The following is a 25,932-nucleotide window of genomic DNA, read 5'->3' as shown; positions in this document are numbered from 1 at the left end:
ACTCTTTCCTTTTCCTTTATACTATACAAAAAAGAGGTTGTTCACTAGGGTCTGTTTAACATACCGCTTCTGCATTGAGAACAGATAAGCCTAGTTTTTTTATAAATTTATTTAAATCTATCAATTCTTTTTGTTCACTATGCTCTTTAATATAAGACAATAATTTTTTGGTATCATCATATGACAGCTTTATGTTCATTACCTGGGTTAAATAATACTCCAAACTTGGCAATCCGCAGTGTTTTCCAAGTATAATTTCATGAGATCTGCCTACCAATGATGGAGAAAAAGGTTCATAGAGATTTTCTCCTCTTAAGATACTGGTAGCATGTATGGCAGATTCATGTCTGAAAACATTTTGGCCAAAAATTGGCTTATTAAAAGACGCACAAAGACCAGATCTTTCATAAACCAATTCAGACAGTAGGTGTAATTTTGTAAGATCTATACCGAGATTGTAGTTATATTGGCTGACAAGAGCTAAAACAACTTCCTCAAGAGCAGCATTACCAGCTCTTTCACCAAGACCATTAACACACACTTGAAGTTCAATAGCTCCTGCTTCAGCTGCTGCAAGGGTATTTGCTGTTGCTAAGCCTAAATCATTGTGACAATGTATAGAAATATTGGCCTGTAATTCTTGTTTCAAGATTTTTACACATCGATAAGTATCAAATGGAGTCATTACACCTGATGTGTCAGGAAATGAAATAGTTGAAGCCCCTGCACTGATGGCAGCTTGGTAATAATTAATTAAAGTTTCTAAATCCATACGAGAAGCATTTTCACAACTAAACTTAACAGAAATATTTTTCTCAGTTGCGTAGGAAACCATTGATTTAATAGTTTCAGTCAGTTGGTTGAGATTTAACTTAAGGTTTTGTTCTATGTATCTTTTTGAACCTGGAAGAAAAAGAGTAATATTTTTCAATCCACATTGGCTGGCGTAATCAATATCTTCTTTCGATAATCTGCATAAGCCATGTAGATTGGCGGGTAAATCATGGGAAACTAGATTTTTTATGGCTGTCCTTTCCGATTCAGCACTAGCGGGAAACCCAACTTCAACCTCCTTAACACCACACTCACATAAAGCTTTTAGAATATCTAATTTATCCTGATATGAAAAGCTAATACCGGGAGTTTGCTCGCCGTCTCTTAAAGTATTATCTAAAATTTTGATGCCTGGTAAAAGTTTTAAAGGGTTTTGCCGTTTAATGAGATTTTGTTCAAACATTTTGAATCCTCGGCTTGCTTTTGCAATTAAACAAATTTCTTCTACATGTTTAACAGGTAATATCTTCAATATATTGCAATTTTATAAATCCGTATATGCCAGAAAATGAAAATTTTTGGAAGCTGAGTAACTAGCAAAAACAAATTCTAAAGAAATGCTATCAATTAATTAGGCTGCGGAAAATGATCAATAGTAATTACTATTGCACGATTCACTGAGAAAAGCCCCTCCCAAATAATTGGTTGAAGGTAGTAATTTAGCTGGAAAAGCAAAGATAATCTAAAAAATTATTAGTTTGTTTTTATGATTTTAACGTCGGGGTGTAAGTGAGTTGCCGCTTCATGAAAAATATCCCCCAAATAAGTTGGGAGTTCATCAATCTCAATAAAGTCAGGAATAATAACATCATCAATTCTACGCTGTCTACCTTCTACTGAAGAGGTATAAAGCTCCCAGTGTGAATCTACAAATTTCACCACCATCCGACGTCCAAACACATCAAGCTCAACTGATTTTACCATGACAGCCTCCAAAATTTTTGTTCTTCCATAAACTTTATGCTTCAATTTCATTTAGTGCTTGATGACAGCATTATCTTTCAACCTCCTAAACAGAAGAGTATTGTTCTATCTCTTTTAGTCGTTTTGTGGGCACTGTTGGCTTATTGAGCAGGTCAAGCTTTCTTTCTATCACAATTTTTCTTAAAAAATTTGGCCCAATATCGCTAATAACATTTATCTCTGTTTCATACACAGGATCCATTATCGCTTCAGATAATGATATAAATTTAACGCCATTCTCTTTATATTCCTGAATAACTTTTTCTAAAAACATGGCTGTTGCTAAGCAGGAATGAACCACTAAAACATGTTTAATATTTCTTTGAAATATTTCATTCGCGGCTTTGTGTGCTGTTAGAAGTTTACTAATTGCTGTATCAACATAGAGTTTTTTTAACTCATCAAGCAGTTCGGCATTATTTGCTCTAAGACAGTTTAATAGTGGTTGCTCCCATGCAAAGTCAAGAAAATCAATCGTAACCTGGGTGATTTTATAATTATTATCATTTAAATACTTTTTTATCCCGCGATACTTTTCTTTAGTTTCACCTTCGAGTAGATAGGGGTAACGGAAATATTTACAGTAGTTATAATCTTTATTACCTGAAATCTTAGACAGAAAAATATCATTTTTTTCAATATCATTTAAATACTCTTCTAAGCTCACATTTCTTAAATCAAGATGACTATAGGTATGATTACCTAGCTTATTACCTGTTTCTAACCAATGCTGTAATAATTCATAGCCTGAACTACTCTCAGCTAAACTACAATTCGCAAAGCCATAAACTGGAGGTAGTTTGTATAGTTTAAAAATATTCGTTAAGCCTTGAACAACATTCAAATTACTATTTGGGATTATAGTGTGGCCATTTCTTGGAATATCATCTATCGTCAATGCCAATTCTATGTTCATACCTGGAACACTCTTTTATTTTTGATTAGAATTTAAAAAAAACCATTTTATCTGCACAAATCCAGCTGCTACACACTGCCATATAAAACAATTTACAAGGCACCAAATTTTCGAGGCTATTGCTAAGCATGGATGATGGATGAATCTCAACTTGCTAGTTTTTTGGCTTTAAACTTCAACTTGATATTATGAACGCAGCGAGTTAGTAGCATTTAAACTAACTCGTGATAACGCTAATGATGCTAAAGCCAGTGAATCCATTTTAAAGTCTTTGCGAAGAGGTTAGTATGTTAGTATTATAGAGCAAGGATACATTAGCAAAAAACTATTTTCAAGCTTTTAGAAATAGAGTTAACATTAGCGAAGCGGCTGGGAAATTATGCCAATAATGCTAGTTGTTATGTTATCATCAGTACATTCGTATTTTGTGGTTAAGCTAGAGCAACCAGAGCATGTGTTTGTGCCGCATGCTGCTATGCTGACTTTGGCGGCAAAATGTAGGAACATCGAGGAACAATTTCCCATGCAAAGCAATATTGATTACCAGTTTTCAAATAATGACCCTGAAGATAAATTTAAAAATCTGGCTAATTTTTATTCAGTCACGGGGGGAAATCCTCTTTTAACTGGTAAGGTACTATATTATGAATACGCAAAGAATCCAACCAATATTGGCGGAATATTTACTGCTTCATCTAATAATGAAATTATTGGTGCATTAGGTACCATAGGATTTTTTTTCATAAAGAATAACGTTATTATTAAAGCTGCATTACTAGAACGATTACTAGTTAACTTTCGATTTTGGGGAAAAGAAATATTTCCTACTTTAGAATCCTTAGTTTTTGAAAAAATGACCGTTAACAATGAAGTTAAATTTATCTGTGGACTAACCCCAAAAACCAACCCTTTTACAATCATTGGATATGAACGATATGATGCCTTATCTACCCTTGTTCTGGATGACATAGACAAATTTATTTTCAAGCCTTCCGGAGAAATTAATATTGAATTCGGTTATTCAGATAATATACAAAAACTAATCTGCAAAATTTCTCAAGAAAACCCCACCGATTATTTTATTTTCTATAACCAAGAAATAGCCAACTGGATTGCTGATGACAATCCATTTATTTTTAGAAAATTTATAAGCTTTTATAAGGCTGATATCTTCGTTGGATATGCCATTATAAGAAAAAATAAACTTGGCGATATTAACATAGATGACATAATGTTATCTGACCCAACCGACATGAACATAATATTACCTACTTTAATCTCCTTTGTTAAAAAAATGGAGGCGAAAAAAATCAAGTTGTTTTGTTTTAATTCAGACAATATGTATCTTAAAAATTTAACAACTTATTTTTTAGAAAGTGGTTTTCAACAAGAATCCTTTCTTTCACCCATCGTTACAAAAACAGTTCCTAATTTCGTTTTAAATCAGCGTGACATGGTAATTACAGGCAGTTTATCCCCACCATATTGGGCATCATGATATTAATCTTTTAGGAGAAAGCATGTCTAGAGATAAAGTTATTAGTATAATTCATGACGCTATAATAGAAGCTAATGTTTCATTAGTTAACAAAATTGATTTATCCGAAGGCGAAAGCATTATTTTGTATGCCCAAGAAAGTTTATTAGACTCGATATCATTAGTAAATCTAATAATGCATGTTGAACGAGGTATCGAGGAAGAGTTTAATCGAAATTTAACTCTTGCAAGTGAAAAAGCTTTTTCCGCTAAACACAGCCCTTTTTCAACTGTCGGAACTTTAGCAGATTATGTCATGAGTGAAATGGAGTTACTCCATGAGTAAACCTGTGACACTAATTACCGGCACACGTAAAGGGATAGGAAAATTTCTAGCACACTATTATGTTCAAAAAGGCCATCAAGTCATTGGTTGCAGTAAAAAGCAACCCGAATGGGAACTGAACAACTACCAACATTTTCTTGCAGATGTCAGTAACGAAATAGACATACAAAAGATGTTCCAGGTCGTTAAGAAAGAATATGGTCGTTTGGATTACCTACTTAACAATGCTGGTATTGCCGCTATGAATCATAGTTTATTAACTCCTATGAGTTCTGTTCGTAATATTTTAAATACGAATATACTAGGTACATTTTTACTTTGTTGCGAAGCAACAAGGCTTATGGCAAGAAATAAATTTGGCCGAATTGTTAATTTTACATCCATTGCAACTCCGTTGAAGATTAGTGGTGAAGCAATATATGCTGCATCTAAAGCCTCCGTTAATTCACTGACACAAATATTGGCTTATGAATTAGCTGATATTGGCATTACCATTAACGCTGTTGGTGCAAATCCTATTTATACAGACATGATTCGTAATGTACCCAAAGAAAAGCTGGATGCTGTACTACAGCGGCAAGCCATCAAACGTTTTGCTGAATTTGAAGATATTACAAATGTAGTTGATTTTTTTTTACTTGAATCAAGCTCTTTCATTACTGGACAAATAATTTATTTGGGTGGTATATCATGAGCATAACTTTTCTTTTAGAGCAATTTGAAAATAATAGTAATCAAGAAGCCATGATATGGAATGGAGAATCCTATAATTATGCACACCTACATAAAACAACTTTAACTTATTTAACCTGGTTAAAAAATAGTCCGATAAAAAAAGGCAGTGTAGTAGAGTTATGTTCAGATTTTTCACCCGCTACGATTGCTTTATTACTAGCTTTAATACAGCATCAATGTATCCTTATCCTTACAACTTCATCTTCAAAAGAAGAACAGAAACACCCTTTGCAACTAACCGAAGTTGAGTTTTGTATCCAGCTGGATGAACATGATAATTTTTTTCTAATTGACAAAGTAACAAAAACAAAACATCCATTAATTACCCAGCTTCGCGAATTACAAGTACCTGGTCTAATCCTCTTTTCTTCAGGTTCAACCGGCAATCCAAAAGGAGTGGTTCACAATTTTGCAAAACTATTAGAAAAGTTTAAAAAACCTCGTATTGCCAAAAAAACTATCTGCTTTTTATTATTTGATCACATCGGAGGACTGAATACACTTTTGCAAACCCTATCAAATGGCGGCTGTGTGATTACTGTAAAAAATCGCACCCCACAGCATATTTGTTATTGTATCGAGCAATATAAAGCTCAAGCTTTACCGACAACACCCACCTTTATTAATTTATTTTTACTAAGTGCTGCACATACCCAATATGATTTAAGTAGCCTTGAAATAGTAACTTACAGCGCTGAACCTATGTCGGAAAGTGTATTAACACGATTTAATCAACTTTTTCCTCAAATACGACTATCACAAAACTATGGTCTTTCCGAAGTTGGTATCTTAAATACCAAATCCAAATCTTCTAATTCTCTTTATATGAAAATAGAAGGAGAAAACTACCAAACTCGAATAATCAATGGAATGCTTGAAATAAAAGCAGAATCTGCAATGCTAGGATATCTTAATGCAGAAAGTCCATTTACTGAAGATGGCTGGTTTAAAACAGAAGATAAAGTAACAGTTGAGGGTGATTACTTACGTATTTTGGGACGAGTATCTGAAATCATTAATGTAGGAGGTAAAAAAGTTTATCCTTCTGAAATTGAAAATGTTATTCGAATGATGAACGGTGTTTTAGATGTTGTTGTTGTATCAGAGCCCAACCAAATACTAGGACAAATTGTAAAAGCACGCATTGTATTAGACGATTCAATAAACAATATTAAGTATTTTCATCGAGAAATAAAAGAATTTTGTAAAAATAAATTGGCGCCCTATAAAATTCCTCAAAAAATTGAGATATCCAAAAAATTTTTTCATAACGAAAGATTTAAAAATGTTCGAAAAGTAACAAACTGATATCAAAATCTATATGAATCAAACTAATAAAGTGCGATTAGTTGGGTACGGCTTCGCCATGCATTATGCAGAGCATTGGAAAGGACTCATTTCATTTACACTTCATTTGCACTTCACTGAATCTGTCATTTTGGAAACCGAAGGCCGAATTCTAATTAGAAGTGCGACAGTCAAAACTGCTGTATATTCAATGTTCTACGAAAACATGAATAAAAATAGCAAGGAGACTGCCGCATGGGGAAGTATACTCAATTATCAGTTACAGATCGACGTCGTATATACGTATATCTAGAAATGGGTATGCCTGTATCAGAAATCTGTCAAAAAGTAGGAAAACATAGGTCAACTGTTTACCGAGAACTAAATCGCAACCGAGAGCCAGAAGGCTATTTTCCAGTATTGGCTGAGGAAAAAAGACAAGAAAGGCGAAAGCGAAGTTATCTAAAGAAATTACAAAGGAATGGGATTTTACGAGATTATGTCATTAAGGGTTTGAAGAAAGGCTGGAGCCCAGAACAAATTGCAGGACGAATGAAGCATCAACAGCTAAGTTTCAATGTATGCCATGAAACGATTTATCAATTTATTTATGCTTCCAAAGAAAAAGAGCTATATCATTATTTAGCCTATAAAAAACCGAAGAGACGGAAGCGTTATGGTAGGAAAAAGCAGCCTTGCCGCTATGGAAAGATTAGATTAATTACGCAAAGGCCAGAGGATATAATAACAAGAAAACGCTTTGGTCATTGGGAAGGGGATACGATTGCATTTAGCGGCACAAGAGAAAGAGCAGTCACTACGCTAGTAGAACGCAAATCCAGACTGGTCTATCTGATAAAGAATGATCGCAAATATTCTCGTGGCGTTATGGATAAGATAAAAGGAAAATTTGAGATACTGCCCAAAAAGATGTGTAAAACGATTACGTTTGATCAAGGTAGTGAATTTGCGGATTACCGGCATCTTGAACGAGAAATTAAATGCAAAGTGTATTACTGTGAAGCTCATTCTCCTTGGCAAAAAGGAAGCAATGAAAATATGAATGGTCGTTTGAGATGGTATTTACCTAGGTCAACAGATATTGCCAATACTACCCAGGAGGAGCTAGATCAATTAGCCAGTAAAATGAACCATTGCCCTAGAAAATGTATTGGCTATAAAACGCCATATGAGATGTTTATACAGCAATATAAAAATGATTGTCGCATTTGGAGCTAGAATGCGCCAAGGCTTTTTAGACATAAGTCATTGATTTTATTGGTGGGCGATAGTGGGATCGAACCACTGACCCCTGCCGTGTGAAGGCAGTGCTCTCCCGCTGAGCTAATCGCCCATTTAAAGATGGGTGAGTATGTTAAAATTTTAATCTAAACAGGTCAATGCCACCTCGCATATTTTCTGATAAACTAAATACTTTAACACTCTACTCGGAAACACCGTATGTCTGACACCACCCAAATCCTGCTCAATCATGCCAAAGCGGTGATTCAAAACGCTTATGCCCCTTATAGTCATTTCCAAGTCGCAGCTGTTATCAGAACGGATACAGAGCAGTACTTTAGCGGATGCAATGTGGAAAACGCAGCTTATGGACTTACTCAATGCGCTGAAGCCAATGCCATTGGCACTATGGTTGCTGGCGGTGAACGTCACATTCAGGAAATCCTGATTTTAAGTCCAACAGACAATCTTTGCACTCCCTGCGGTGCTTGCAGACAACTGATTTATGAATTTGCAACAGAGCATACTATGATTCATCTGGCAACAACTCAGGGCATTCAACTGTCTGCCCCGTTACGTGAATTTTTACCTTATCCATTTCATCTGACTGATACCTCGAAAAAATGACTTCGTGAACCTTACACATGAAACACATCATGAAGAAGTAATTCTGAAAAAATTCCTCGCACTACTAGAATTAAAAAATTTTTATAGACATGTTAATATTCGGTTAATTTTGCCCAGCTACTCTATTGGAAATATATGAAACGTAAAATTCATACACCCATAAAGGTAGCGCAAAATGCAAAGAGTTCGAGAGAAAATAAAGTTAGGCGTGGCATTAACATTTCCACTGGGAGCCATCCTTGTCATAACCGGCTCGATGGCAATGCGGAATCATCCTCAGCTAGGCGAAACCAACAAACTGAGCGCAGGCCTTGAAATTGCAGCAGGAGGTGTTATGTTATGCTTGGCATTTTGTGGCATTAAAATAATTAGAGCTACTCGTCCTGCCGGTATTCAGCATTTAGTGATTGATCCTCCAACTTCTGTAGCTACCCCCTCGGATAACGGGATTGAGAATATTCCTTTGGATGCAAAAGAAGATTTTTCCATAGGAACCAATGAAACAGCTATAGAACATCCAGATGAAGATTGCATACTAGTAGACCTACAAGATTTAAAAGAAACTAAAGCCCGAAGTAGACAGAATTCTATTTCGTTTTTTGTACCGCCAACGGATGAAAAACCGGTAGCTATAAATTCCAATATTGAACAGAATCAATATGAGATTATTTCTCATATAGCAAACTCAGATCCACTTTCCAACTCCCCTACCATGGTTTAAAAGCACAAAACAGCACTACAAACAAATCAGGACTAAAATTTACGATTATATTAGAACAATCAACCAGACGACTACAACATTCACCGCCGCTAAAAATACTGCTGCCGATCCCAAATCCTTAGCACGTCCTGATAATGTGTGATGCTCAAAGCCAATCCGATCTACCACCGTTTCCAGCGCTGAATTCAGAATTTCTACAATCAATAACAGAATCAATACCGCGATTAATACCGCCTTATTTATTGCTGTTTTACCAAAACAGAATGCCATTGGCATACCAATAACGCATAACAACAATTCCCAGCGAAATGCCCACTGCGCTTGCCAAACTGACCGGAACCCAGCAAATGAGTACTGAACGGCCAGCCACGTGCGTTTAATATCCTTAACAATAAATCTAAATAGCATGGTCTTAATCATCCATTATTTGATTATGTTATTATATACATTCTTCAATTAAAGAGAAAAAACTATGACTGTCCGCACCCGATTCGCCCCCAGCCCTACCGGTTATCTCCATATTGGCGGGGCACGCACCGCCCTATATTGCTGGCTATATGCTCATAAACATCAAGGTACTTTCATTTTACGCATAGAAGACACCGACCTAGAACGCTCTACCCCAGAATCCGTTACGGCCATCCTCGACGCCATGTCCTGGCTAAATCTCGACTACCAAGAAGGTCCATTCTATCAAACCCAACGTTTTGATCGCTATCACGCTGTGATACAACAACTCTTAGCTGAAGGCAAGGCTTACCGTTGCTATTGCACTAAAGAACGCCTGGAAACACTGCGCGAAACCCAGCTCGCCAATAAAGAAAAACCTCGCTACGATGGCCATTGCCGTGAATTGACGTCCGCGTCAAGCAATCAGCCTTTTGTCGTGCGTTTTCGCAATCCTGATGATGGCACTGTCACTTTTGACGATCAGGTACGCGGCTTGCTCAGTTTTAACAATCGTGAACTCGATGACCTAATCATTTCTCGAACTGACGGTACCCCAACTTACAATTTCACAGTAGTGGTCGATGACTGGGATATGGCCATTACTCATGTGATCCGCGGTGACGATCATATCAATAATACGCCCCGACAAATTAACATTCTCAAAGCACTAGGCGCCACTGTGCCATTATATGCGCATGTGCCTATGATTTTGGGCGCTGACGGTAAAAGACTATCTAAACGGCATGGCGCTGTCAGCGTGATGCAGTACCGCGATGAAGGCTATCTGCCAGAAGCACTGCTCAATTACTTAGTACGCCTGGGTTGGTCACACGGTGACCAGGAAATTTTTTCACGCCCAGAAATGGTCGAATTATTTGATCTGCATGATATCAATCGCGCCCCCGGCGCTTTCAATCCAGAAAAACTATTATGGTTAAATCAATATTATATAAAAACGTTGAATCCAGAATACGTAGCAGAACATTTAGCCTGGCATATGGAAAAACTCGGAATTGATGTGTCGCAAGGACCCGCATTAAGTGTCTTAGTCACATCACAGAGCGAGCGTTGCAAAACCCTGGCAGAAATAGCTGCTAAGAGCCGATTTTTTTATCAAAATTTTGAAAATTACGCACCTCAGGCAGCAGCAAAAAATCTCACTTCTGAAACTGCACCAATTCTGGCAGCATTGTCAGAACAATTTAAAAACCTCACTACTTGGGATAAAATTTCTCTACACGTTGCCGTGCAAAAAGTCGCTGATAACTTAACCGGATCAGCGTTGGGTAAAGTCGCACAACCATTACGCGTGGCAGTAACCGGCGACACAGTCTCACCACCGATTGATACCACATTAGAATTACTTGGAAAAACCAAAGTTTTGGAACGACTTGACAAAGCAGCTACATTCATTAATAAAAAATAATTATAAACATAAAATTTCTGGAGTATGTAACATGGCTGGCGAAGAAAAAAAACAAGCAGAGAGCTCTCAATATATAAAAGAACTACAAATAGCGCATATTGGCTCTATTCTAGAAGGATTACAAAATAAATCAAATTCATCAAAAAATAATCATGATATCAAACCCGATACCACAAATACTGAATCAACTGAACTCAGTTACGAAGATGGGGTATTATTTTATTTCCAATTTCTGGAATTTATGCTAACTAGAATCAAGAAACTTCAAGAATTATTAACATCTGATTACAAAAAATTTGTTACTCAAAGAGTTACTACTCAAAACGAAGACACGAGTAAAAATCTCAATGACATGGATAACAGTTTAAATAAAATTAAAAATTTAAGATCCTTGCAAAATTATTTAGTAAAGCAAATTTATGCTCTAAGAAAAAGCATTAGTGATTTATCTATTAAAAATCGAGAATTAGGAAAAATAGCTAAAGAAATCGTTAGACAAAGTAACGATGTTTTAAAAAATCTTGCTTTAGAACAGAGTAGGATCACAGAACTTGAAACTATGCTTACTCGCGATTATACAACATTATCTCGCAAAAATTTCCCACGCAGTCCTGCCAGCTTATCTGATTTTTTTGGTAAATCTGTTCTAGTTTTGGACGATGATGATGATGCATTAGAAAAACCTAAAGAGGCAATATCTACAACAACAGAAGAAGATTTTCATCAATTTACTTAAAATTCAATTCTTTCTTTAATGTTGTAAAAAATCCTGCCACCTGCTCTGCCGTCACCGCAGCCAAATCACCTGGCTGCCAATGCGGCTTGCGATCTTTATCAATCACCGCTGCCCGCACGCCTTCAAAAAAATCCGCTGTTTGCAAAAAATGTTGAGTTATGCGGTATTCCATACGCATACACTCATCAAAATCCAATTGCGCACCACGACGTAATTGCTCCATCACGACTTTTAAACTCAATGGCGAACGTGTAGCCAAAATTTGCATCGTTTCATGCGCCCAAGGTTCGTGATATTGCTTCAGAGCGACGAGTATCGCTTCAATTGAAGATTGCGAGAAACATTGCTTAATAATCGGGGCATATTCTGATAATTCAGATGGACTAAATGGTAAAGCAAAAAGCTTAATCACCTGCTGTACAGTTGCATTCAGATCAGCGTCATCCCATGGCACAGCAAGCAACTCTTGCAATAATTCAGACAGATGCTTGCTTTCAATTCTAATATCAACTATGCCAGCAAAAAGTGCATCCACAGCAGTAATCACAGTTCCAGTCAACGCCAAATACCAACCGATGTAATCACGGCAACGTGGTAAAAAATAACTGCCGCCGACATCAGGAAAAAATCCTATGCCCGTTTCCGGCATAGCGAATGTTAATTTTTCAGTAGCAATACGAAAGCGGCCATTGATAGACAAACCAGCACCACCGCCCATCGTCAGACCATCGAGCAAAGCGATATACGGTTTTTGCAAATGATAAATGCAATGATTCAATCGGTATTCATGCCAGAAAAATTGCTGTGCCAATTCCGGTTGCTCCCGCAACGCGTAGACAGCACGAATATCACCACCGGCACAAAATGCTCGCTCTCCCGCGCCACGAATCACAATGGCTTTAATATGACTAGCCTGCTCCCACTCGTGCAACTTCGCATGCATAGCAATGCACATGCTCTCAGTCAATGCATTTAACATTTTGGGACGGTTAAGAATAATTTCACCCATATGGCCATGCCGGCCAGCAAGTTCGGTGAATAAAATTTCTGGTTCCATGATGGGTTTAGCCCTTGAAGAAATAAGCCTAATTTGTAAATTCCTAGATTTTTGAAAAAAAGAATTAGATAAAATTTTATAGTGCTAAATGTTTTGTCAATTAGCCCTGTTACGTCGTTTTGCGCCTAATTGACAACAGACCCTAGGCAAACACTTCAGTTAAAGTAGCAACATCAAGTACACGTTCAGCCCAAAGCAGTAGCGTATTTGCATGAGCTTGATTAATACGGATTAAATATTCTGGAGGGATAATGTGAAAACGATGTTCTAGTATACGGATTAATAAAGCAACCTCTCCTTGTAAGAATCCTGTTTGTAATCCTTCCTGCAATCCCTCCTGCAAACCCTCTTGCAAACCCTGTTGCCAACCCTTCCTGGTAACCTTCTCGTCTGCCAATCTGCTCAGCGGTGGTCACATAATTAATTTTCATCTTATCTTCCTCCTCAATTTGTTTTACGGCATTATTGTAGTCATAAATAAAAGTTTGTTATCTCGATGATCTACAAACTAAATTATAATTTACAAAACAACAATACCGTAATGACAGGATACTTAGAGCTTGTCTAAGAACAAAACCTTAAATCACACTACCCACCCGAGGAACAGCAGCCAATAACTGCCGCGTATAATCTTCTTTAGGCTGAAACAACACCTGCTCCACTCCCCCTTGTTCAATAATCCTACCTTGATGCATCACCGCCACATGATGTGCCAGATAAGCCACCACCGCAAAATTATGCGTAATCAACAAATATGATAATCCTAACTCCTGCTGCAGGCTTTGCAATAATTTTAAAATATCCATCTGCACCACCACATCCAAGGCACTCGTCGGTTCATCACAAATAATCAGCTTAGGACGCATTGCCAAGGCACGCGCAATACAAATTCGCTGGCGCTGCCCACCGGAAAATTCATGTGGAAAACGTTCAATACAATCAGGTGCCAAACCGACACGCTGTAACAATTCTCTAATAACAGGATAACATTCAGCCAAACTGCTAGCCATTTTTCTCGCCAACATACCTTCTGCAATGATTCCGCCAATATGCATACGCGGATCCATCGAAGCATAAGGATCCTGAAAAATCATCTGCAAATCACCGCGCAATTGATTCAAAGAGGCGTGCTGCAAATGCACTAAATCTTGATTAAGAAACATCACTTGCCCCGCCATAGGCTGCACCAAACGTGACACGGCTTTAGCAATCGTGGTCTTACCGCAACCCGATTCTCCCACTAAAGCAAAAGTCTCTGCGCCTCGCACATTAAAACTAACGTCCTGCACTGCCTTCACATAATCCACCGTTCGCTGAAAAATCCCTTTTTTAATCGGGAAATAAACTTTTAAACTATGAATAGATAATAAGGGGTTCGCTTTCTCAGCAGTCAAAAATACGTTTTTATCTACACGATTTTCCCAACTCGGCAAGGCTGCAAATAACCGTCGACTATAAGGATGCTGGGGTGCTTTAAAAAAAGTCGCCACGCTCGCCTGCTCGACAATTTTGCCGGCATGAATCACTGCAACCTGATCGGCAATCTGGTAAACAATCCCCAGATCATGCGTAATAAATAACAATCCCATACCCGTATTGCGCTGTATTTCTCGCAACAATTGCAGCACCTGCGCTTGCAAGGTCACATCTAATGCCGTGGTCGGCTCATCGGCAATTAATAAATCCGGCTCGCCAGCCAATGCCATGGCAATCATGGCACGTTGCCGCTGTCCACCAGACAGTTCATAACTGTAGGATGCAGAACAACGCACAGGATCAGTAATACCTACTTTCGCCAGCAAGGTGAGCATACGCTGACGGCGTACACCACGCGGTAATTTAAAATGACGACGCAATACTTCATTGATCTGCTCACCAATGGTCAGTACTGGATTTAACGCAGTGCTGGCTTCTTGAAAAATAATTCCTACACGCCGACCACGAATTTTACGCAATGCCACTTCCGGTAACGAGAGCAAATCTTGGATTGGTGCGTTTAATGTTTTTTGCCCCGCTAAAAAAATTTGACTATGCATCGTCATTCGTGCGTTACCCGGCAGCAGTTGCAAAATAGCTAGCGCTGTTAACGATTTACCACTGCCAGATTCGCCAACTAATGCCAAGGTTTCACCACGCCTCAAAGAAAAACTGGCATTATCTACCGCAACAAATTCTTCTGATGTCGTAGAAAAACGAATCGTTAAGTTTTTTACGGTCAGTAAATTTTCTGTTTTTAATTCGTGGGTTTTTTGAAAATCCACTTTAAATCCTCAAGCTGATACTTCTTTTTAAAACACCACGCAATCTCGGATCAAACGCATCCCGCACCGCATCTGCAAAAATATTCGCACAAAACACCAGCATAAACATAAAAATAAACGCTGCACACAACGGCCACCACACCACCGGCTCGCGCGCCAACTCCAAACGCGCACTATTAATCATATTACCCCAACTGATCGTCGATGGATCTACACCCACGCCAACATAAGATAAAACCGCCTCAGCCAGCACCAATGCACTAAAATTCAAAACCACGGTAATTAAAATGATATGCATCACGTTCGGCAGAATATGTTTGAGAATAATTTTATAATGCGACACTCCCATCACCACCGCCGCTTGCGAAAAATCTATTTGCCGCAATTTTAAGGTTTCACCACGTAACAACCGACAGAGATCTGTCCAGCTGGTAACACCCAAAATAGCGCACAAAATCAGCAAGCGTGCATCCGCACGCACCGCCAAATTAGGAAATAAGCTCGGATGATCTTTAATAAAAATCTGCAATGATAGTATCGCCGCAGTAATCAACAACACTCCGGGAATGGAACTTAACGTAATATAAATATACTGCACCGCATCATCAATCCAACCGCCGAAATAGCCCGCTATCGTGCCAAAAAAAATAGAAAACGGCAGCATAAATAATGTTGTCAATGTCCCTATCAATAAACCCGTACGAATACTTTTCAGTGTTTGATAAAAAACATCCTGCCCTACTTTGTCTGTACCCATGACATGATAGATCGTAGATAATGCTAAACTAATAAATACCACCAACAGCACCAGTGCCATTGTGATAAAAATACTCCGCCAGGCGATAACTGTCTTACCACGTAACATCAAAACGAATTGTTTGCTGACTTTTTGCTTTGCACCTACTGCTGAGCACAGTACGAAAAATTGCGCCAACAACACCCAAATGACCAGTGCCTTTAAAACAGCTGCAAACAATGCCTTAATCAAATACCCAGACGGATGCACCGCAGCAATGGCAAATGGCGCAGTATAAGTTTGCTCCTCTCGCTGACCCAACGGACTGATTAACACGTCGAATAGACTTTCTACACGACTGGAATAAAAGACCTGACCAAGAGATACCACCGGCAATGCTGGATGAAAGTGCACAGAATCCAATAACCCAATTAGGCTATAGGCGATTAAAACCACCAGCGCCACCATGGCCAAAGGCCTCTGCAATACAATCCGCCAGGATTCACGCAGCAAAGGATTTCGCCAAGCGAAAATACCAAACAACATGCAAGCTAACGCCAGGATATAAATAAGTATGTCAGTCCATAAAAGTGCAAGTTGGAAATGCATGTATTAATCCTTAAAACTTCACCCGCGGGTCTACCAAAGTATAAGAAATATCCGTCAATATTAATCCCACCACATAAAACAAAGTTCCTAAAAATACCATCACCCGCACAATCTCAAAATCCTGTTGGGAAATGGCGTCAATGGTATAACTCCCTAACCCTGGAATACCAAAAAAAGACTCCATGATTAAACTACCCATAAACAATGTTGGAATAATCACGACTACGCCAGTTAATATGGGGATCATGCCATTTTTCAGCACATGTCGAAATAACACAACATTTTCTCCCAAGCCTTTAGCACGTGCCGTCCGCACATAATCTTTGCCAATTTCTTCTAAAAAAATCGTGCGATACCAGCGTACACCTGCGCCTATACCCGCTATGACACTGACCGCCACCGGAAGTAGCAAAAATTTAATCGCTGAAAGCCCTCCCAAGTAGCCAGAAATTGGGGTTATTTTTAGTACTTTAGCAAATAGATACTGCCCGCCAATAATATAAAATAGCCCAGATATAGACATTAACAGTACACAAGCGCCGACTCCCCAGATATCCAAGTAACTACCGCGAAAAAATGTGATGAACAACGCCAGAGTGATATTAACTATCAATCCAATGAATAGACTGGGAATGGCTAAAGCCAGACTTGGCCACATGCGCTGGCGAATATCCTGACCAATATCACGACCACGTTGTGATACACCAAAATTAAAGGCAAACAGTCCCAATGATTTTTTAAAAAACAAAGTCTGGGTCAAGTGGCCAACACCAGCCGCTTGTGCATTAAAAAACAAAGGTTGGTCATAGCCATTGGCATGCTTCCATTGTGCAATGGCGGCCGGTGTGACATATTTTTGTCCCAACTGAAAGCGAGCCATATCATCCGGGCTATTGACCATAAAAAATAGTATAAAGGTAATTAAATTCACACCGATTAAGATCGGGATGGCATATAAAATGCGACGTATTATGTAGGCAAACATGATAGGCGTCCTTTAATTAAGTAATTAGGGTAACAACTTAACCGGCCTGTGTATCTTACGCCAATAGCCAATACCTACCGGCAACACTAATGCCAAAACTACCAACACCAACAACAGAAACGGCCAAACAACAGGCCTATTCCAACTGACAATCAATTTAACTCGCAATGCCGGATCCACACGCTGATATTTTAAAATATTATTCGCCACCGGATTAGGTTTAATCGGTGCTATCCAAGCCTGTGATAAAATATAAGTCTTAGGAAAAACTCCCCACACCCAGGGACTATCTGCCTGCGCTATGCCCACCATATTTTGAATAATCTCTAAACGCTGAGGCGTATTTTCCAGGCCTTTCATTTGGTTAAATAACGCATCAAACTGCGGATTGGCATAATTCGCATTATTGACGCCATTATTCTTGACTATGCTGTTTGGACCATACAGCAAAAATAAGAAATTTTCCGGGTCAGGGTAATCGGCTATCCAGCCAAAAGGAAAGAACTGCACATCACCGCCCCGCACTTTATCCTGAAAGCGGTTATAATCTATTGCTTCAATATTCAATTCTAAGCCTAAACGCGCGAATTGCTTGCGCATCCAGTCAAACTGATCTTTATCGACCGGCGAAGTTGAGGTTGTGTCATAACGCAAAATCAGCGGCTTTCCGGTTTGTGCATCTCGACCATTGGGATATCCGGCTTCTGCCAATAATTTTTTCGCAGTTTCAAGAGACTTACGCACCGGCTCGCCATTGACCTCATCATAGACATAAGGATTAATCCCAGCGGCACCACTGATGTAACCAAAAATACCCGGAGGAATAGGACCCTGGGCAGCAATTCCCCGGCCATTTAGAAAAATACTAATTAACTCTTCTTCATTTAAGGCAATAGAAATAGCCAGACGTAATTTTTTCGCCCGCTTACTATAGCCACCCACCGTATCATCTAGCATATTAAAAGCATAATAAAAACTACTAGGCTCCACACTGGTGCGTAGCTGAATACCTTTATTTAACAATTGAGAAGTAAGCCGCGGCTTGTCATATGCATCCATCGCGATAGCTTCGCCGAAATTATCAGAACCGATAGCCGACTGATCGTAATAGCCCTGCAAAAATTTATTCCAACGCGGTGTCGGTTCTTTCTCCAAACTAAAAACATATTTATCCACAAAGGGCAACCGCTTCCCTGCATCGGTTAAATATCCAGCTGCCTTATCGCCAGGTTCCCCTTCGGTTGGATAGTATTCCGCATGAAAATTGGGGTTGCGTTCCAGCACCATCTGTTTATTCGGGTTATTTTCGGTCAACATATAAGCGCCGGTACCAATGGGGTACCAACTAAAATTAATATTCCTTCTCGCCATCCCCGGTTGAGAATAAAAATAATCCGCTTCCCATGGCACAGGTGCAAAAAAGGACAAAGCTAACCAATAGATAAACTGCCGGTACTGGCCTATGAGCGTGATACGGTAAGTATATTTATCCAGTACTTGCGCCCCAGCCAACGGATAGTTTCTTAAATCCAGCCAAGGTGCCATCACTTTTTCTGCTCGCTGTTTATCATAGGCGGCACGCAATGTAGCAGCATAATCAGTAAGACCCAGAATATGCCCGGACATCAATCCCAAAATTGGCGAATTTACATCCGGCAATGCTAGGCGCTTTATTTCGTAAACATAGTCATCCGCTGTTAATTCGCGGGTTCCGCTATAAGGAAAATCGCCGAGTTGCGAGATGCCACGTAATTGATGCTCACTCAGATGGTGGTAACGATAGTTGCCCTGAGCATCCTTGGCAAAAGCCGGATGCGGCTGATAAAACACCCCTGGCTGGATTGTGATATCGTAAGTAGTAAAAGCAACCTGCTGAGGCAACGCATTTGACGGCAAAGGCTGATGATTGGTGTCCCAATAACGCACTACCGGCATGCTGCGTGCCGTAAGTGGAATCAAAGTGTAGGGACGCTTCAAATAATGGTATTGCAGCGGTGGCTCATAAACCTGAGCAATAAACATCTGTTCATCTACAGAGTAGGATTGTGCGGGATCTAAGGTTTTTGGAGGCGCGTCAAAAGAACCAAAACGCACATTTTCGCCATATTCCTTAAGGGGGTGAGGATTATTCCATACTTGATCCCTGCAACCAGATAGCAGCAGCATCAGCAGTATTAAACCATTCCTTACTCTTGATCTCTGCGAAAGGTGGAAATCTACCTCATTTCTATCTAAATGCCGCGAATTACCCATGTTTTATAAAATCCTTAATAGTCCCTTAATGTCTAAGATTTATACTATATCTTATAAAAAACTAGAATCCCATAGATAAAATCAGGTGATAGTGAGGCGTTATGGCATTTACCTTCTTCCGCAAAAAATCCAATGATACTGCTCCTACAAGCAAAAACCCTCAAGTGAAACCTAGCGCCTATAAAATGACTGGTTGGGACTGGGCTAAAAGCATAGCTTCTTTTGGTATTTACTATTTTTGCGTCGTACGCGGCAAGCAAGCACAAGAACCACCAGCACAACACTTTACACCGCCCCCTATCAGTCGAAAATTCTCGCTTGAACCAAAAGAGGTCAAAGTTTCTAATTCAGACATGGATGCCTGGGATTATGTTTCTGCAAAATTAACGTTACTCGGCTCAGAGGTAGAAACTGCTTTAAAATCCCAGAATTTAACTGATTTATCCAGAGTTAACGCCAATTTTAATGCATTTTTATCCCAATGTAGAAATCTTGAATTCTTGAAAGAAATAACTGAAAAATACGTAACCTGCGCCAGCCAAGGCGAAGATAGCCTAACTCATCAGCTGAATTTTATGGAAAAAGTGCACAATGAAATGCTGAAGATGATTGAAAGCAATAGCAAAGCAGTTAAACTCACAGAACAACTCCGTATACTCCAAGCGAATTATAGCCAATTACGCACTAAATTAATTTTCAAACAACATCAACCTGCTTTAGAAGAGCAATTACGCAAGCCACAAAAAGCACTAGATAGCGTCGCCCTAAAATTAGCCGAGCTTAAAAGCAACGCATTAAAAAAAGGCAAAGTACTTACTGGTGAAGCAGATGACACAAAACCATATGATAATACGCAGCTGCCGGAATTATCAGCCCACAATGATCCTAAGCAATATTTAGCACAACGCAGCCAAGAATTCCGTGATTTGCAAAATCAATTGCGTTCTATGTTCAATGCCCTGGGCATAACTGACATCCCTGAATACAAATGCTCCCATGAAATTTCAGATGACCCAGATGCAGAAGATAATTTGATTAATGAAATTGACGATACCTATCAAACTACTTTAGCGATATTGCAAACTTTACCCAGCAATCCTGCTTACTCAGCCATTGCCGGTGAAGTTGGCAAACTCACTGCCGATTATCGCGATATTTTGCCGAAGGTTAAACTCAAGCAAGGTGCAAAAGATGCAAAGAATGTGCGTCACGCTGAAGCGCTCAACCTAATAAGGCTAAATCCTGCACTGGAAGCTTTTTATGAAGAAATCATCAGCTCCTTTAGTTGCCTAATTACCGGCGCAGAAGGCGCAAAATCAAAATTGTTGGCGACAACACCCAGTGATGAAGAAACTTATGCAGATTATGTGATCGCAGCTGTGGGGCAACTGGATTTTATTCCAGGAATCACTTCAGCCTGTTCTTTTATAGATAGCATCAAAGAATATGTCTGCGATGTACTCAAGGAAGAAAAATTTGGAAAAATGCTAAATTGGTCTAAACATATTAAAAACCAGGCCTGGCTGGAAAAGTTCGCCATACTGCTGACACTTGCTAAACGTGAAGAAATTCTCGCCATGGTGAATGATGCCCAGACTGCCGCAGAAGAACCGCGCTTACAAGCATTGGTTAAACGACAAACCAAAACACTGCAGGAAAAAACCACTGCTAATAGCAAATTAGCCAAAAAAGCCAAGAAAGAACAAAGCGCTCTTTCGTCTAAAGTTCAGAAATCACGCGCTTATAAAAGATATATTTCATCAAGAAGCCCTGACAAAGAAGTATTTATAAGTGATTTAATTAGTAAAAGCCCTGAGCTCACTAAGCTTAAAGAAGTTGCTGACCAGGCAAAAAAACGTGCCACGCAAGCAGAAGAGGAGCTTTCAGCTCAGACGCAAGCCCTAAAAGTCACAACAGCAAAATTAGCCGCATTACAGGATAAGAAAACCAAACCCACTACAGGTGTGTTTACAAAAGTTAAAGACTTTTTCGGCTCATTAGCAGATAAAGCTGAAAAATTTAAACATAAACTTGATGAGACCATTACGACTAAACTCGGAACCTATGAAAACGTAGGTGATAAAATTGACACCACGGTGGGTGCAGGATTGGCAATAAAATATTTCACTAGTAGTGTCGCGGCAATTACCTCCAAGGATAATTTATCTCCCGGAAAAGATGATAGCGAATCTGCCACCATGCGATTATTACAACATTTAGATAACCAAGAGCAACAGACCAAACCCTCTCTAGCCAAAGCTTCTCAAACTGAATTAGAGAATTATTATTTATTTGCGCGCCAAGCTCCATCACCCTTAAGCTCGGCAAAACGTTCTAATTCTGGCCCCATGACTGAAAATTTAGATTTCAAGCATTTTTCATTTTCTCCTGAGAAAAAAGCAAAGAGGGAGTTCAAACGTCGAGACAGCCACAGCTTCTTAGGCAGTAGTCTATCCACCAGCAGCGATGAGGATATCCGTTTTATACCGCGCCCCCCTTCTCAATCAATATCAGTAGAATCGAACGGATAAAATATTCTGTCATGACAGCAAAAAACTCACTAGTGGTCCGGTTAACTACGGTGACCCTCTCCACTTGTGAAAGTTACGTTCTAGGTATTATTCCACTTCAAGTATTCATCAGAATGCTAAGCTTGTAATCTTAGCAGTTATGTCCTTTTGCTTATTTATCTTTCCAATCTCTTCTTGTTTCAAAGGAACTGGAATTTCTGGGGAATTAGAATGATTAAAAAAAGTGGAAGTACATGCCTCTGCTTTGTATTGTGCATAATTTCTAGAAAAATCCAATCTCCTATATGGCTTTCTTTTCTCCTCTTCATCTAATAATCCAAGCGGCGTACTTTCCTTAGCTGGACTTTTCTTAGGTGCTGACGGTATTGAGGTAAGTTTTAATGGATCAAAAGTATTCATCGCTTTTATTAAAGACCGGGCTCTTAGCCTCGATGATGGCACAGTGATTACTTCTTCGGAATTTTGTTTGGTTCTTCTCTTATTCGGATCAAAGTTTTCTAGAGCAGGATCAGAGACTTTAATTTTGCTGATGCTCTTTTTAGGCGTTAAAATTTTTCGAGGAGTCTTATCAGTTGGAGAAGGAGAAGGTAGTTGCAACTCTTTTGCCTTTCGCTTTTTTACCAAAGCAGATGCTAATTTTAGCGCCGCACCCATTTTGGTTGCTGGAGGTGGGGATTTTTGTGGGCTAACTAAATTCCTTTTGGGAGAATCACTAAACCACGTATCTTGAACATGCAAAGGTGGAGAATATGTATCATACTTTAATGTTGGGCTGGTTTGCTTGCTTTCTTTTACCAATAACTCTGGCTTTAATGCAGTTAATGTCCATATATCTTGTACACTTTCCTTTCTGCTGGTAGCTCCATTTGAAGATTGAGTTTGAATGGAAATACTTTTTAATAATTTTTCAGATAATTTAGCATGACTTAATAGTTTTGTTAAATCTTTCAGAGGAACAGATTGACTTGCGATATATTTTTTATCTGAATATTCTTCAAGCGCGATATTCTCATCCAGAAGATTATTTTCTATCAAAATAGGAAGAACCAGGTTTAGCGATCTAAAATCAGGATAAAAGTGACCACTCTTATTATCAATTTGGTAAATCTTGACAACACCTTCTTGGTTTTTTTGAAAATATACTGTTCCTGCTGATAAAACAGAATCATTGCGAGACAAACCAGCATGCGAAGAAATATTGGTATCTGGCTCACCCTCTGGTGAAAAAAATATCTCAAAGTTTTTTGTTAAAACAAACCGAGCACGATTTAGAGATGCGAATTCATCTTCAATTGCACTTAGATTTAATTTTTCTAATAATTTAGGCAGTTCATTAAGTGTATATCTAGTTCCAAAATGATGATCTTTCTTTTTAGGAGGATATAATTTTAATTTTATAACACTTAACTCTTTAAGTATGTTACTAGATTTAGTTGGGATTTCGTCTATTTCTCGCATAATTTTCTCTTAATTAACTTATAAAACTGTTAAGTATTTATTAATGTTATTTCTGTTTTATCAACTTCTATCAACAGAAAAGTAACAAGTTAATTTTAAGAGAATATTAAAAATCAAGAAAAATTTTAGCTTTAAAGATAAATGGTATCGTCCTACATAATACATTAGAAAAATACCCGAAATTAATCTTAAGGGCACCTCTAGAAATTATCTTTTTGTTCAATTCCGCGTTGGATTTGATTTTAAAATCCTCATTTACTCGCATGTAAACTCCGGTTTTAAAATCAAATCCGCCTTGACTTGAACAAAAATCTGAATTTCTAGAGGTGCCCTTAAACTATTTGCAGCAATTTTTTCCAAGCATAAAATGCAACCAACGCATTAGCTATGCCAATCACTAAAAATAGTTGTACACTAGAAAAACCAATTTCCGTCAATCCCATAGCCATCAATGCTGCCGCAAACATAAATAAGGCACCAATAATATTATTGCATGACACAATCCGCGATCGGTGTGCCGCTGAACTTTTCACTTGCATCAAAGCATAAAGCGGTACGATATAAAAACCACCGGCCACTGAAAGTAAAAATAAATCTAGGGCAATGCGCCAGCCGGTCAATCCTGATAAAAAAGCCATTACACCGCCACCATGTGGTAAAAGCGGCACCTGCCCGTGACTTGCCCAACACAAATCTAAAGTAAATACCGTCATCAACAACATGCAAATTGGGACATATCTTGCATGTACCGTCCCACGTAAAAATTGGTTGCACAATAAAGAACCTACCGCGATACCTACTGAGAACATCACCAGAAATAAAGTCACCACATGCTCATCACCGCCAATAATCGCCCTAGAATAAACTGGAAATTGCGTGATAAATATAAACCCCATAAACCAAAACCACGACATAGCTAAAATAGAAAGATAAACAGGACGATTCTCGGCTGTAAAACGCACCAAGCGCCATATGGCCTTAAAAATATTTGCGTGGATTTTTAATCCAGGATCTCCCAAAGGCACACGCGGTACAAATAAGCTACTGATCCAACCCAACACCGCTACACCAATGCAAATGCTAGATGCCAATAATGCCCCTGTCCTGGTTACTCCCAACTGCGTTCCTAAAATCGTACCAATTAGAATGGCAATAAAGGTACTACCCTCTACCAAACCATTACCTGCCAGCAATTCATGCGGCTGTAATAAATCCGGCAATGCGGAATATTTAATTGGACCAAAAAAAGTGGAATGCACACCCATTAAAAATAAAGTCACCATTAATATTGCTACATTACCAAGATAAAAACCCAGCAAACCCAAAGCCATAAATAGAATTTCCAGCAACTTCAAAATACGCACCAACAATGCCCGATCGTATTTATCTGACAGTTCACCTGCCAGAGTCGATAGTAAAAAAAATGGCAGAATGAACACACCTCCGCCTAAATTAACCAATAACTGTGCATGACTGATATTAGTGATTAATTCGTAGGTAATTAGTACCGCCATCGTCGATTTAAACGCATTATCGTTGAAGGCTCCCCAGAACTGGGTAAGGAACAGCGGCAAAAACCGCCGGGTTTTAAGTAGGGGAAATTGTGAGCTGCTCATAGGGGTTTTCCTTAGTTATTTTTTTTATCACGCTTTTGATTTGAAGTTTGAACCACCAGGCTCTGTCATCTGACTCCGCCATCTTTATACTCTGTCATCCTGAGCGTAGCGAATGATCTCCTTAGGTGGGCACTAGCATAGCATGACATAGCCCCTGACCTAAGCACTGTAACCCCCTCTTTCATTGTTTAAATAAAAATAACCACAGAACAAAAATAGTCATATTTTTTATTTAACTAGGACTTTGCCATCAATTTGGATGATACGTCGCCACCTTAATCACCGCCAGAATAAATATTTCAAAACCTGTATTGCGACAAATTAAATTCTATGCTCTAATGTTTTTATTATTTAATATTCGCATTGTTAATAATAAAATATGTAATTTTAAATCATGTTCAACATTGTTATGCCATTATCATTCATCACTCCAGAATTTAAATCTCAAAGGGAAGTTTACCATGTCCTGGCTAACCCAAACCCAACGTTTCCTACAATCGGATTTACTACCAGAAGACCAACTAATACCCTTAAGTTTTTCCGGCACAGAAACCCTATCCCAGCCTTTTAACTTCACCTTACAACTGGTTTCCGATGATACCGCTATCGAGCCCAAACACGTCCTAGCCAAACCTACCACCCTCACCATCAACCCAGGCAGCCGCA

23 protein-coding genes and 1 tRNA gene are annotated in these 25,932 nt (G+C 38.9%); 11 read left to right on the top strand and 13 right to left on the bottom strand.

The window, feature by feature from the left end:
- Window positions 1-55: 55 nt before the first annotated feature.
- From VG895_00285 to VG895_00275, 3 genes are all read right to left on the bottom strand, one after another.
- Window positions 56-1,306, bottom strand: a complete 1,251-nt coding sequence (locus VG895_00285) for a 2-isopropylmalate synthase (GenBank protein ID HWA51479.1) — start codon at window positions 1,304-1,306, stop codon at window positions 56-58.
- 221 nt (window positions 1,307-1,527) lie between these two features.
- Complete coding sequence (locus VG895_00280; GenBank protein ID HWA51478.1) at window positions 1,528-1,809, bottom strand: hypothetical protein; 282 nt, start codon at window positions 1,807-1,809, stop codon at window positions 1,528-1,530.
- 34 nt (window positions 1,810-1,843) lie between these two features.
- Window positions 1,844-2,713: a polysaccharide deacetylase family protein gene (locus tag VG895_00275; GenBank protein HWA51477.1), complete on the bottom strand. Its 870-nt coding sequence runs from the start codon at window positions 2,711-2,713 to the stop codon at window positions 1,844-1,846.
- A gap of 379 nt (window positions 2,714-3,092) precedes the next feature.
- Between VG895_00275 and VG895_00270 the strand changes: the two genes are divergently transcribed.
- The 5 genes from VG895_00270 to VG895_00250 all read left to right on the top strand — a co-directional run bounded on the left by VG895_00270 (window position 3,093) and on the right by VG895_00250 (window position 7,797).
- A complete protein-coding gene (locus VG895_00270) occupies window positions 3,093-4,211 on the top strand; it encodes a hypothetical protein (protein ID HWA51476.1) in 1,119 nt (372 codons plus the stop codon).
- Between the two features lie 22 nt (window positions 4,212-4,233).
- Window positions 4,234-4,536: an acyl carrier protein gene (locus VG895_00265; GenBank protein ID HWA51475.1), complete on the top strand. Its 303-nt coding sequence runs from the start codon at window positions 4,234-4,236 to the stop codon at window positions 4,534-4,536.
- The gene (locus VG895_00260; protein HWA51474.1) at window positions 4,529-5,230 is read left to right on the top strand and encodes an SDR family oxidoreductase; all 702 of its coding nucleotides are present in this window, start codon (window positions 4,529-4,531) and stop codon (window positions 5,228-5,230) included. Before VG895_00265 ends, VG895_00260 begins: the two co-directional genes overlap by 8 nt.
- The gene (locus VG895_00255) at window positions 5,227-6,579 is read left to right on the top strand and encodes a fatty acid--CoA ligase family protein (protein ID HWA51473.1); all 1,353 of its coding nucleotides are present in this window, start codon (window positions 5,227-5,229) and stop codon (window positions 6,577-6,579) included. Before VG895_00260 ends, VG895_00255 begins: the two co-directional genes overlap by 4 nt.
- 234 nt (window positions 6,580-6,813) lie before the next feature.
- On the top strand, window positions 6,814-7,797 hold the full coding sequence (locus VG895_00250; protein ID HWA51472.1) for an IS30 family transposase: 984 nt from the start codon (window positions 6,814-6,816) through the stop codon (window positions 7,795-7,797).
- A 40-nt stretch (window positions 7,798-7,837) separates the two neighbouring features.
- On the opposite strand, the gene VG895_00245 is transcribed toward VG895_00250, so the two are convergent.
- Window positions 7,838-7,912 (bottom strand) — tRNA-Val (locus tag VG895_00245).
- A 107-nt stretch (window positions 7,913-8,019) separates the two neighbouring features.
- On the opposite strand from VG895_00245, the gene VG895_00240 reads away from it, so the two are divergent.
- Both VG895_00240 and VG895_00235 read left to right on the top strand, forming a co-directional pair.
- Complete coding sequence (locus tag VG895_00240) at window positions 8,020-8,427, top strand: cytidine deaminase (protein HWA51471.1); 408 nt, start codon at window positions 8,020-8,022, stop codon at window positions 8,425-8,427.
- Between the two features lie 175 nt (window positions 8,428-8,602).
- Window positions 8,603-9,148, top strand: a complete 546-nt coding sequence (locus tag VG895_00235; protein HWA51470.1) for a hypothetical protein — start codon at window positions 8,603-8,605, stop codon at window positions 9,146-9,148.
- 45 nt (window positions 9,149-9,193) lie between these two features.
- On the opposite strand, the gene VG895_00230 is transcribed toward VG895_00235, so the two are convergent.
- The gene (locus VG895_00230) at window positions 9,194-9,568 is read right to left on the bottom strand and encodes a diacylglycerol kinase (GenBank protein ID HWA51469.1); all 375 of its coding nucleotides are present in this window, start codon (window positions 9,566-9,568) and stop codon (window positions 9,194-9,196) included.
- 52 nt (window positions 9,569-9,620) lie between these two features.
- On the opposite strand from VG895_00230, the gene gltX reads away from it, so the two are divergent.
- A complete protein-coding gene (gene gltX, locus VG895_00225) occupies window positions 9,621-11,024 on the top strand; it encodes a glutamate--tRNA ligase (protein ID HWA51468.1) in 1,404 nt (467 codons plus the stop codon).
- 31 nt (window positions 11,025-11,055) lie between these two features.
- A complete protein-coding gene (locus tag VG895_00220; GenBank protein ID HWA51467.1) occupies window positions 11,056-11,760 on the top strand; it encodes a hypothetical protein in 705 nt (234 codons plus the stop codon).
- On the opposite strand, the gene VG895_00215 is transcribed toward VG895_00220, so the two are convergent.
- The 6 genes from VG895_00215 to VG895_00190 all read right to left on the bottom strand — a co-directional run bounded on the left by VG895_00215 (window position 11,753) and on the right by VG895_00190 (window position 19,574).
- Entirely contained in the window at window positions 11,753-12,817 is a 1,065-nt protein-coding gene (locus VG895_00215) for an enoyl-CoA hydratase/isomerase family protein (protein ID HWA51466.1), read from the bottom strand. The genes VG895_00220 and VG895_00215 overlap by 8 nt on opposite strands.
- A gap of 142 nt (window positions 12,818-12,959) precedes the next feature.
- Entirely contained in the window at window positions 12,960-13,214 is a 255-nt protein-coding gene (locus VG895_00210) for a DUF4351 domain-containing protein (GenBank protein HWA51465.1), read from the bottom strand.
- 181 nt (window positions 13,215-13,395) lie between these two features.
- Entirely contained in the window at window positions 13,396-15,078 is a 1,683-nt protein-coding gene (locus VG895_00205) for an ABC transporter ATP-binding protein (GenBank protein ID HWA51464.1), read from the bottom strand.
- 1 nt (window position 15,079) lies between these two features.
- The gene (locus VG895_00200) at window positions 15,080-16,423 is read right to left on the bottom strand and encodes an ABC transporter permease (GenBank protein ID HWA51463.1); all 1,344 of its coding nucleotides are present in this window, start codon (window positions 16,421-16,423) and stop codon (window positions 15,080-15,082) included.
- 10 nt (window positions 16,424-16,433) lie between these two features.
- Entirely contained in the window at window positions 16,434-17,408 is a 975-nt protein-coding gene (locus VG895_00195) for an ABC transporter permease (protein ID HWA51462.1), read from the bottom strand.
- 24 nt (window positions 17,409-17,432) lie between these two features.
- Complete coding sequence (locus tag VG895_00190; protein ID HWA51461.1) at window positions 17,433-19,574, bottom strand: ABC transporter substrate-binding protein; 2,142 nt, start codon at window positions 19,572-19,574, stop codon at window positions 17,433-17,435.
- A 188-nt stretch (window positions 19,575-19,762) separates the two neighbouring features.
- On the opposite strand from VG895_00190, the gene VG895_00185 reads away from it, so the two are divergent.
- Complete coding sequence (locus VG895_00185; protein HWA51460.1) at window positions 19,763-22,192, top strand: hypothetical protein; 2,430 nt, start codon at window positions 19,763-19,765, stop codon at window positions 22,190-22,192.
- Between the two features lie 108 nt (window positions 22,193-22,300).
- Here VG895_00185 and VG895_00180 read toward each other — a convergent pair whose 3' ends face one another.
- Both VG895_00180 and VG895_00175 read right to left on the bottom strand, forming a co-directional pair.
- A complete protein-coding gene (locus VG895_00180; GenBank protein HWA51459.1) occupies window positions 22,301-23,650 on the bottom strand; it encodes a hypothetical protein in 1,350 nt (449 codons plus the stop codon).
- 332 nt (window positions 23,651-23,982) lie between these two features.
- Entirely contained in the window at window positions 23,983-25,266 is a 1,284-nt protein-coding gene (locus tag VG895_00175) for an MFS transporter (protein HWA51458.1), read from the bottom strand.
- A gap of 338 nt (window positions 25,267-25,604) precedes the next feature.
- On the opposite strand from VG895_00175, the gene VG895_00170 reads away from it, so the two are divergent.
- A partial coding sequence (locus VG895_00170) for a hypothetical protein (GenBank protein HWA51457.1) occupies window positions 25,605-25,932 on the top strand: 328 nt, incomplete at its 3' end.

The sequence above is a fragment of the Patescibacteria group bacterium genome (genome assembly GCA_035549555.1).
Taxonomy (GTDB): domain Bacteria; phylum Patescibacteriota; class Microgenomatia; order UBA8517; family UBA8517; genus Co84-156.
This window is presented reverse-complemented; position numbering and strand designations above follow the sequence as displayed.

Bases quoted from the DNA above. Each gene is read 5' to 3' on its own strand.
- VG895_00270 (HWA51476.1), top strand. From the start codon at position 3,093: ATGCCAATAATGCTAGTTGTTATGTTATCATCAGTACATTCGTATTTT.
- VG895_00260 (HWA51474.1), top strand. From the start codon at position 4,529: ATGAGTAAACCTGTGACACTAATTACCGGCACACGTAAAGGGATAGGA.
- VG895_00230 (HWA51469.1), bottom strand. From the start codon at position 9,568: ATGATTAAGACCATGCTATTTAGATTTATTGTTAAGGATATTAAACGC.
- VG895_00175 (HWA51458.1), bottom strand. From the start codon at position 25,266: ATGAGCAGCTCACAATTTCCCCTACTTAAAACCCGGCGGTTTTTGCCG.
- VG895_00250 (HWA51472.1), top strand. From the start codon at position 6,814: ATGGGGAAGTATACTCAATTATCAGTTACAGATCGACGTCGTATATAC.
- VG895_00275 (HWA51477.1), bottom strand. From the start codon at position 2,713: ATGAACATAGAATTGGCATTGACGATAGATGATATTCCAAGAAATGGC.
- VG895_00255 (HWA51473.1), top strand. From the start codon at position 5,227: ATGAGCATAACTTTTCTTTTAGAGCAATTTGAAAATAATAGTAATCAA.
- VG895_00280 (HWA51478.1), bottom strand. From the start codon at position 1,809: ATGAAATTGAAGCATAAAGTTTATGGAAGAACAAAAATTTTGGAGGCT.
- VG895_00235 (HWA51470.1), top strand. From the start codon at position 8,603: ATGCAAAGAGTTCGAGAGAAAATAAAGTTAGGCGTGGCATTAACATTT.
- VG895_00240 (HWA51471.1), top strand. From the start codon at position 8,020: ATGTCTGACACCACCCAAATCCTGCTCAATCATGCCAAAGCGGTGATT.
- VG895_00195 (HWA51462.1), bottom strand. From the start codon at position 17,408: ATGTTTGCCTACATAATACGTCGCATTTTATATGCCATCCCGATCTTA.
- VG895_00190 (HWA51461.1), bottom strand. From the start codon at position 19,574: ATGCTGCTGCTATCTGGTTGCAGGGATCAAGTATGGAATAATCCTCAC.
- VG895_00200 (HWA51463.1), bottom strand. From the start codon at position 16,423: ATGCATTTCCAACTTGCACTTTTATGGACTGACATACTTATTTATATC.
- VG895_00185 (HWA51460.1), top strand. From the start codon at position 19,763: ATGGCATTTACCTTCTTCCGCAAAAAATCCAATGATACTGCTCCTACA.
- gltX (HWA51468.1), top strand. From the start codon at position 9,621: ATGACTGTCCGCACCCGATTCGCCCCCAGCCCTACCGGTTATCTCCAT.
- VG895_00180 (HWA51459.1), bottom strand. From the start codon at position 23,650: ATGCGAGAAATAGACGAAATCCCAACTAAATCTAGTAACATACTTAAA.
- VG895_00220 (HWA51467.1), top strand. From the start codon at position 11,056: ATGGCTGGCGAAGAAAAAAAACAAGCAGAGAGCTCTCAATATATAAAA.
- VG895_00215 (HWA51466.1), bottom strand. From the start codon at position 12,817: ATGGAACCAGAAATTTTATTCACCGAACTTGCTGGCCGGCATGGCCAT.
- VG895_00265 (HWA51475.1), top strand. From the start codon at position 4,234: ATGTCTAGAGATAAAGTTATTAGTATAATTCATGACGCTATAATAGAA.